The sequence below is a fragment of the Haladaptatus marinus genome (assembly GCF_051194195.1).
On sequence record NZ_JBLZNK010000018.1, the window covers coordinates 1 to 624 of the forward strand.

Consider the following 624-nt stretch of genomic DNA (forward strand, 5'->3'; position numbering starts at 1 on the left):
GGATTCACTGTAATAACTCACGTAATGTGAGTCCAGTGGACGCCTGGATTGCACGTACATACGGTTGTCATTGCACGACACAGTGGTCGCTGAGTGCGTGCGTCGAACCCTTCCCAACCGCGCTTTCGCGGGTTGGTGCATCGGTTGTAGGGATTGGTTCCTTTCGCCCCCTTATACTTAAGGGACACGATTCGAACCAATCCACGGAACGGCTTTCCCCGGGGATCGAACCCGGAGGCTGTTGCTGAGCAACAGCGCTCTCCAGTGAGCGAAAGCTACCCTCAATCGAGGGCGTGGAACCAGCCTTGGTAGTTCAAAGGTGCCTCGTCGGTGGACGAGTCGCGTCTCGAAGTGAATTGCCATCCGTCAGTGAAAACTGACGGGTTAAGGTGGGTCGGGCCGTCGGCCCGATCCCGGTCGTTAGGAGGTGATCCAGCCGCAGATTCCCCTACGGCTACCTTGTTACGACTTAAGCCCCCTTGCGAAGCCCAGATTCGACCACCGCATGGTGGCCTCATCCGGACCTCACTCGGGTGCTTTGACGGGCGGTGTGTGCAAGGAGCAGGGACGTATTCACCGCGCTCTTCTGAAGCGCGATTACTACCGAATCCAGCTTCATGAGGG

1 rRNA gene is annotated in these 624 nt (G+C 57.7%); it reads right to left on the reverse strand.

Annotated elements, in window-relative coordinates:
• Positions 1–422 precede the first annotated feature (422 nt).
• Positions 423–624: ribosomal RNA gene (locus ACN2TU_RS26900) — 16S ribosomal RNA — on the reverse strand; the annotation flags it as partial.